A 6,002-nucleotide genomic window follows, 5' to 3' on the forward strand; every position below is an offset into this window, starting at 1 on the left:
GATAAGGCAATAATGATTCCAATAGTACTTCTAAAAGACATATTAAAAAATACATCATATAACTTATAAATTTGTGGGAATTTATAGATATTATTTTTAGGGCCAAGTATTAAAATGGAAAAGAAATAATTTTCCATATTTTCCGTATTTTTTTCCATATTCTTATAAATGGGGGAAACAATTAATTTTTGATTGAATGAAGTCGTTTAATTTTTTATTGGGATTTATTTTATTATTCATCCTATTAATCACACCAATATCTACAATCTATGCCCAAGAGCTTTGGGTCTACGATCCCAGCAAGAATATCCCAAAATATGATTCGTCGAATAGGGAATGGGGCGTATATTCTATCGCCATGAGCGACGATTCTAGTTATATCGCAGTCGGACTTTATAGGGAGAATGCTATTCTTGATGACAAGAGGAATGTCCTAATGGATGAAAAAGGGAGACTTTTGTTAGACAAGCAAAGCAAAATAGTAATGCTTGACAGCAAAGGAAAAGAGCTATGGGAATTTAAAACTCAGTATGAGATAGAGAATATTCGAATGAGTGGCAAAGGGGAATACATAGTAGTAGAAACTGTGAGCCAGTCTTGTTTCACAGATTTTGAGAAATGCGGAGAAAAAGTTTATGTTTTTAATGTATCTGGCACACCTCTTTGGACCTATGATGGTGCAAGAAATCCTTATGTCGATTCTTTCGGTAATGTTCTAATTGCCACCCCAAATAATATCGCAATGTATAATATTGAGAAGAAATTAGTCCGAATATACTCAAACGATAGAAATTATTTTTGGGCCTCCGACAACTTAGATTTAATTGCTATTGAATCGAGTGAATATGATGATGAAGAAATGGAACTTATATCCTCTAAGCTAGAACTATTCGATAAAAATGGCAAAAAGCTTTGGGAACGGGAAACTGAGTTAGGAGTAGATGAAGTTAAATTTTCAGATGATAGAAACTTAATTGTTGCTAGAGAATTTAACGGAGTATATTATTTTGACAGAAAAGGGAATTCAATTAAATATTCTCCAGATGAGTATTCTATTAACTCCTATTCAATGACATCTGACGGTAAGTATGTAATTGTAGAACACCCTTATATGCTTAATAATAAAGATATGTCCTCGCTTACATTATTAAATCAAAGTGCCGAAGTTTTGTGGAAATCAGACATTGAATCTGGCATTTTATCGGATATAAAAATCACGAATGATGGAAGATATATCTACTTGTTCTATCTTTATGGCGAATTAATTATTCTAGATGCAAGAACTGGAGAAATAAAAAATACAATAGACTCTTTACAGTTATATAGATCATGTTTATCTAAAAATGGAGAATATTTGGTCGCCGGGGGATATAAGTTATATTTATTTGATACAAAAACTCTCAATAGCACTTCTACTCCAAAAAACGTTGGGCTTTCTCCAATCTCATATATTGTATTGCTATCTTTAGGAACTATTATTTATTTCTATATAAAAAATAAATCTTAATATTTTTTATACCATTTTATAAAATCCAAAGGACAATCTTTTTAAACACCAATGTATAATATTGGACATCGAGGACTTTAGATGTCCGAAATACAGGTTTTTGAGGTCCTTGCGAAGATCCTCCCATACCTCGTATCGCTTGGTATAGGGGCCTTTGCAGGGTGGGAGCTTGTGAAGACAAAGATCCACGAGCTCGCCGAGTTTTTTAATGTGGTCGATGAGGCGCTCTATGACGACGCCGTGACCGAGAAGGAGTTCCGGGCCATCTGGGAAAAGGGCAGGGCCCTATTTCAATGGAGCTTCGCCGCAAAGAAGGGGGAAGCTTGAGGACATTTTTTAGCACGACTTCAATCCACAACGGCGAAGAGGTAGAAAGCTGCACCATCACAGATTCTGAAGGGAGTTCAGTCTTCATAACAGAAGGCGACTGGATTGAGATCGGAAGGATGAAAAGATGGGCTGCCCCTCACACTGGCACGCCAAACGTATTGGAGGAAATCCCATGCCCATAGATATTGAATTGGCGAAAGCCAACGATACGGTAGGCCAGGAGTTCGAGTCAAACTACATCCCCGGTACAACTGACAAAGATCTAGAAGATGCGAGGACATTGATGGAGAAGCTCCTGAAGAAATACGGCAGCAGGGATGTGCTTGAAGCAAATGAGCTTGATTGGGTCAAATACAAGCGGGCGATGTATGTCGTTGCATCACGATCCAAAGACACGATGGACGCTGCAAACAAGGCAAGAGAAGATCTGATCAAGAGAAAGAACCTGTTATCCCAGTTCTTTGACGACAACAGGGAAATTCTTTTCAAGCTGCCGGATTGGGCTAGGATCAATCTCCGCAAATACACCGACTACGGCCTTTTGGTGGACCAGGAGTACCTCTGGCAGGCCTTGGGAGAGCTAGGCGAGGACGGGCTTACAAAGCATTTGCTGAATGTTGCAAACTACATCTACTTAGACACCGGATTCCTGGGTGGGACAAGGGAGGACTACGATGCCCTGCAAAAAGGCCCCGTCAGGAGCATTTACCATAGGCCCACATGCAAGGCTCAAAAGACGGTACATCCAGATTGCGGGAGCAGTTGTAACAAGGTCTGATGCCTGATGAAATGCCCCAGCTGCAGGTCGACCGGCTATACAAAGGATAAGAAGAGATGCCCCCACTGCGGGACATTTCTAATCCCTGAGCACCTCTGCCCCACATGCAGATCAAGGGGCGAGATCCTCCCGACTATCAAGTGCACGCTGACAAACGGCGAGCCTGCAACAAGCGTTTATTTTGAGGGGAGAAAAGTCCACTTCCATTACGTTAGGCTTTGCAGCAAAGGATGCGGTAGCTATCGAGCGGAAAGAAAAGATTCATAGGTGCGCTAAATGCGGATTGGAGCTCAAATGCCCGGACTGCGATACCGGGCCGCTTTACTGCAGGACATGCGGCAACACGATAAAGCATCCGGCAGAGCACAACTTCACATGCCCCGTCTGCTTTTCAAATCTTGGGAGGAAACGATACGGGCTTAAGAGATAGGGCCAAGAACAGGCTCGTGCTTGATGTTTCTCACAGCCAGGGTGATGAAGGATTTATTTACTCTGTCAGGCATCACCTCCCCCTTGGCCCAAAAAAGTGCACCGGCGGATTTAATCTTGTTGTAGTTCCGTTATCTGACGGCATACTCACCTCAATAGATAGGGACAACTTCAATGTCGCAGTTGACACCGAGGGCAGATTGATACTCACAAGGCTAGACAGGAAGATCCAGCTTGTCTTTGACTATGACAAGGGATTCATGACGGGGGTCCTTGGGGGCGTCTTATACGATACCTTTGAGATACCGAAACAGGAAGGGACGGACTACCACGGCTAGAAGATGACAGGATTATTGAAGATATCCAAGGAGTCCTTAGGTGAGAAGGAAAGAAAGCTCTATTCAAAGCTTTACAAGCACATCATAGAGAGCTTTGAGATTGACGAGATTGCAGCCGATCAGATATCTCTTGCCCTGGTATGCCAGAAGTGCATACTGCTCCCAAGGCTATTATCCGGCGAAGATGTTGACATAAATCAGGCGAGCGAATCTATAAGGAAGTGGCTTTCCGAGTATAGGCTGACGCCAAAATCGAGAGAGAAGGAGAAGGAAGTAACGATCAATCTCTCGGCCATTATTGAGGAGATCCACAGGGAGAGGGAAAATCCAAATTGAAGCCCTTCTATGAGTTTGATCTTGGGAAAATCTATCAGGGCGACTGCCTTGATGTCATGAAAGAGCTTCCTTCTGAATCGATTGATCTTCTCCTGACAGACCCTCCATACGGCTACTCTTTTTTGGGAAAGGACTGGGACAGGGCGGTGCCAAAAGTTGATATCTGGAAGGAGTGCAATAGGCTCCTTAAACCTGGATCATTTGCATTTATAATGAGCGCACCAAGGCTTGACTGCCTTCTAAGAATGGCCCTAAATTTAGAGGAGGCGGGATTTGAGATCAGATTCACTCCTATTTTTTGGGCCTATCATTCCGGATTTCCTAAGGCTCTTGACATTTCCAAAGTGATTGACAGAAGGTGTGGCCTTAAAAGAGAGCCAGTTGAAATGCCGGGAAGGCAGAGATCCGCTCTATGCTGGGGGAAGCACTATGCCTGTGGCAGGCGGGAGATCGATTTCACGCTTCCTGCATCTGATGACGCAAAAAGGCTATCAGGAGGCTATGCAGGATTTCAGCCCAAGCCCGCCGTTGAAGTGGTAATAGTTGCCATGAAGCCGCTATCAGAAAAGAGCCATACCGACCAGGCCCTAAAAAACGGCAAGGGAGTTACATGGTTAAGAGACTGCTCGATACCCAATGAAGACGGATTTTCTAGATTCCCATCAAATCTGCTTTCTTGTGATAAAGTATTCGGCGGGGACTCCTACATGTTCGACCTTGACATGTGGTTTGAGGAAAGAGTTGATTCACTTCCTAAAGACATAGCGGACAGATTCCCATTCCTCTTTGTGAAGAAGCCCTCAAAGAGTGAAAAAGAATCAGGATGCGAATCCATAGGGCCAAAGAGATGGTGCGATGACGAGGAGTCAGTCGATATTCCTCAGAAGAGGAACAAAAGTGAGCGGCACAACTACCATCCAACTGTGAAGCCGGTAAAGCTCATGTCTTATTTGACTGTTCTAGGGTCTAGGCCAAAAGAGACAGTTTTGGACCCGTTCCTTGGAAGCGGCACCACGGCCATGGCATGCGAGCTTTTTAATAGAAGTTGGATCGGCATAGAGCTCGAGAAGGAATATGCAGAGATAGCAGCTGCAAGAATATCAAACTCTGGCCTTAAAATTAGGGCCAGCTTAGAGAAAGAGAGGCCTGATTCTTAAAATGGGTATGAAATCACTCCTCGCATCCTGGATAGATGATCCTGTGAGATTTTCAGTTGACTGCTTTGGCGAGGGGCCGGACGATCTGCAGAGGCCCATATTTGAGGCCGTTGCAGTGCACGACAGGATAGCTGTAAGGAGCGGGAACGGCCCCGGAAAGACCTGGACTGCTGCAAAGCTTGGGCTATGGTTTTTTACCACAAGACCGAAATCTATTGTTGTCACGACTGCGCCGACTTGGCAGCAGGTGCAGCGAATACTCTGGAAGGAGATCAGGGCTAATATTTCCAAAGCCCCGATTTTAAGGCCATTTCTATACCTTCCGCCGAGGGATGCTGAGGTCTTAATGATAAGGCCTGATGGAACCTATGGTGACGACTGGGCAATGATTGGAAGAGCCTCAGACAAAAAAGAGAACATGCTCGGATTTCATGCGCCGTATCTAATGTTCATAGTGGATGAGGCATCAGGGGTGCCGGATGAGATATTCGAGGCCATCGAGGGGACGCAGACCCAAGAAGGTGTGAACTCGTCCAAGATACTTTTAATAGGTAATCCCACAAGGCCAGAGGGATTCTTCTACGACATCTTCCATTCAAAAAGCTCAAACTGGAAGACGTTCCATCTTGATGGCAGGCTTAGCCCACGCGTGTCAAAGCAGTGGATATCCCAGATGGCTGAGGATTATGGCACTGACAGCCCGTTCTTTCAGATTCATGTTCTGGGGAACTTCCCGCCTGCAGATAAGAACACCTTGATACCGCTCTCCTGGATAGAGAGGGCGCTTATTGATCCTGAAGGAAAAGGCAAAGGTGCAACATATGCCGGATTTGATGTTGCCGAGATGGGAGATGACTACAGCGTCTACATCAAGGCCTCACTTCGCCAGGGAATATTCAATATTTATGATATAGATTTCATGGCAAAGCTTGAGATATCGCCCCTCAATAACTGGGCAAAGAACAAGCTGGACAATGATCCGCCTGAGAAGCTTATAATAGACTCTAACGGCGTTGGAGCGGGCGTCTATTCAAATCTAAAAGAGGAGGGCTATCCCGTGATAGGATTTAGAGGAGGGGAGTCCCCGTTAATGCTTTCAGAAGAAGCAAAGTTTGCCAATTTAAAAT

General features: G+C 44.1%; 8 protein-coding genes. All 8 read left to right on the top strand.

The window, feature by feature from the left end; genetic code table 11:
• Positions 1-196 precede the first annotated feature (196 nt).
• Complete coding sequence (locus PLI06_10080) at positions 197-1,507, top strand: DUF5711 family protein (protein ID HOI77940.1); 1,311 nt, start codon at positions 197-199, stop codon at positions 1,505-1,507.
• An 81-nt stretch (positions 1,508-1,588) separates the two neighbouring features.
• Complete coding sequence (locus tag PLI06_10085; GenBank protein HOI77941.1) at positions 1,589-1,834, top strand: hypothetical protein; 246 nt, start codon at positions 1,589-1,591, stop codon at positions 1,832-1,834.
• Complete coding sequence (locus tag PLI06_10090; protein ID HOI77942.1) at positions 1,831-2,019, top strand: hypothetical protein; 189 nt, start codon at positions 1,831-1,833, stop codon at positions 2,017-2,019. The genes PLI06_10085 and PLI06_10090 overlap by 4 nt, the downstream gene beginning before the upstream one ends.
• Positions 2,010-2,615 carry a hypothetical protein gene (locus PLI06_10095; protein ID HOI77943.1) on the top strand — a complete coding sequence of 202 codons (606 nt, stop codon included), beginning with the start codon at positions 2,010-2,012 and terminating at the stop codon, positions 2,613-2,615. The genes PLI06_10090 and PLI06_10095 overlap by 10 nt, the downstream gene beginning before the upstream one ends.
• A 398-nt stretch (positions 2,616-3,013) precedes the next feature.
• Complete coding sequence (locus PLI06_10100; protein HOI77944.1) at positions 3,014-3,382, top strand: hypothetical protein; 369 nt, start codon at positions 3,014-3,016, stop codon at positions 3,380-3,382.
• Positions 3,383-3,385: 3 nt separating this feature from the next.
• Complete coding sequence (locus PLI06_10105; GenBank protein ID HOI77945.1) at positions 3,386-3,718, top strand: hypothetical protein; 333 nt, start codon at positions 3,386-3,388, stop codon at positions 3,716-3,718.
• A complete protein-coding gene (locus PLI06_10110; protein ID HOI77946.1) occupies positions 3,715-4,875 on the top strand; it encodes a DNA methyltransferase in 1,161 nt (386 codons plus the stop codon). Before PLI06_10105 ends, PLI06_10110 begins: the two co-directional genes overlap by 4 nt.
• A 1-nt stretch (position 4,876) precedes the next feature.
• The coding region (locus PLI06_10115; GenBank protein ID HOI77947.1) for a hypothetical protein at positions 4,877-6,002 on the top strand (1,126 nt) is incomplete at its 3' end.

The organism is Methanofastidiosum sp. (assembly GCA_035362715.1).
Classification (GTDB): domain Archaea; phylum Methanobacteriota_B; class Thermococci; order Methanofastidiosales; family Methanofastidiosaceae; genus Methanofastidiosum.

Coding starts and splice junctions, on each gene's coding strand:
- PLI06_10085 (HOI77941.1), top strand. CDS start 1,589: ATGTCCGAAATACAGGTTTTTGAGGTCCTTGCGAAGATCCTCCCATAC.
- PLI06_10080 (HOI77940.1), top strand. CDS start 197: ATGAAGTCGTTTAATTTTTTATTGGGATTTATTTTATTATTCATCCTA.
- PLI06_10095 (HOI77943.1), top strand. CDS start 2,010: ATGCCCATAGATATTGAATTGGCGAAAGCCAACGATACGGTAGGCCAG.
- PLI06_10105 (HOI77945.1), top strand. CDS start 3,386: ATGACAGGATTATTGAAGATATCCAAGGAGTCCTTAGGTGAGAAGGAA.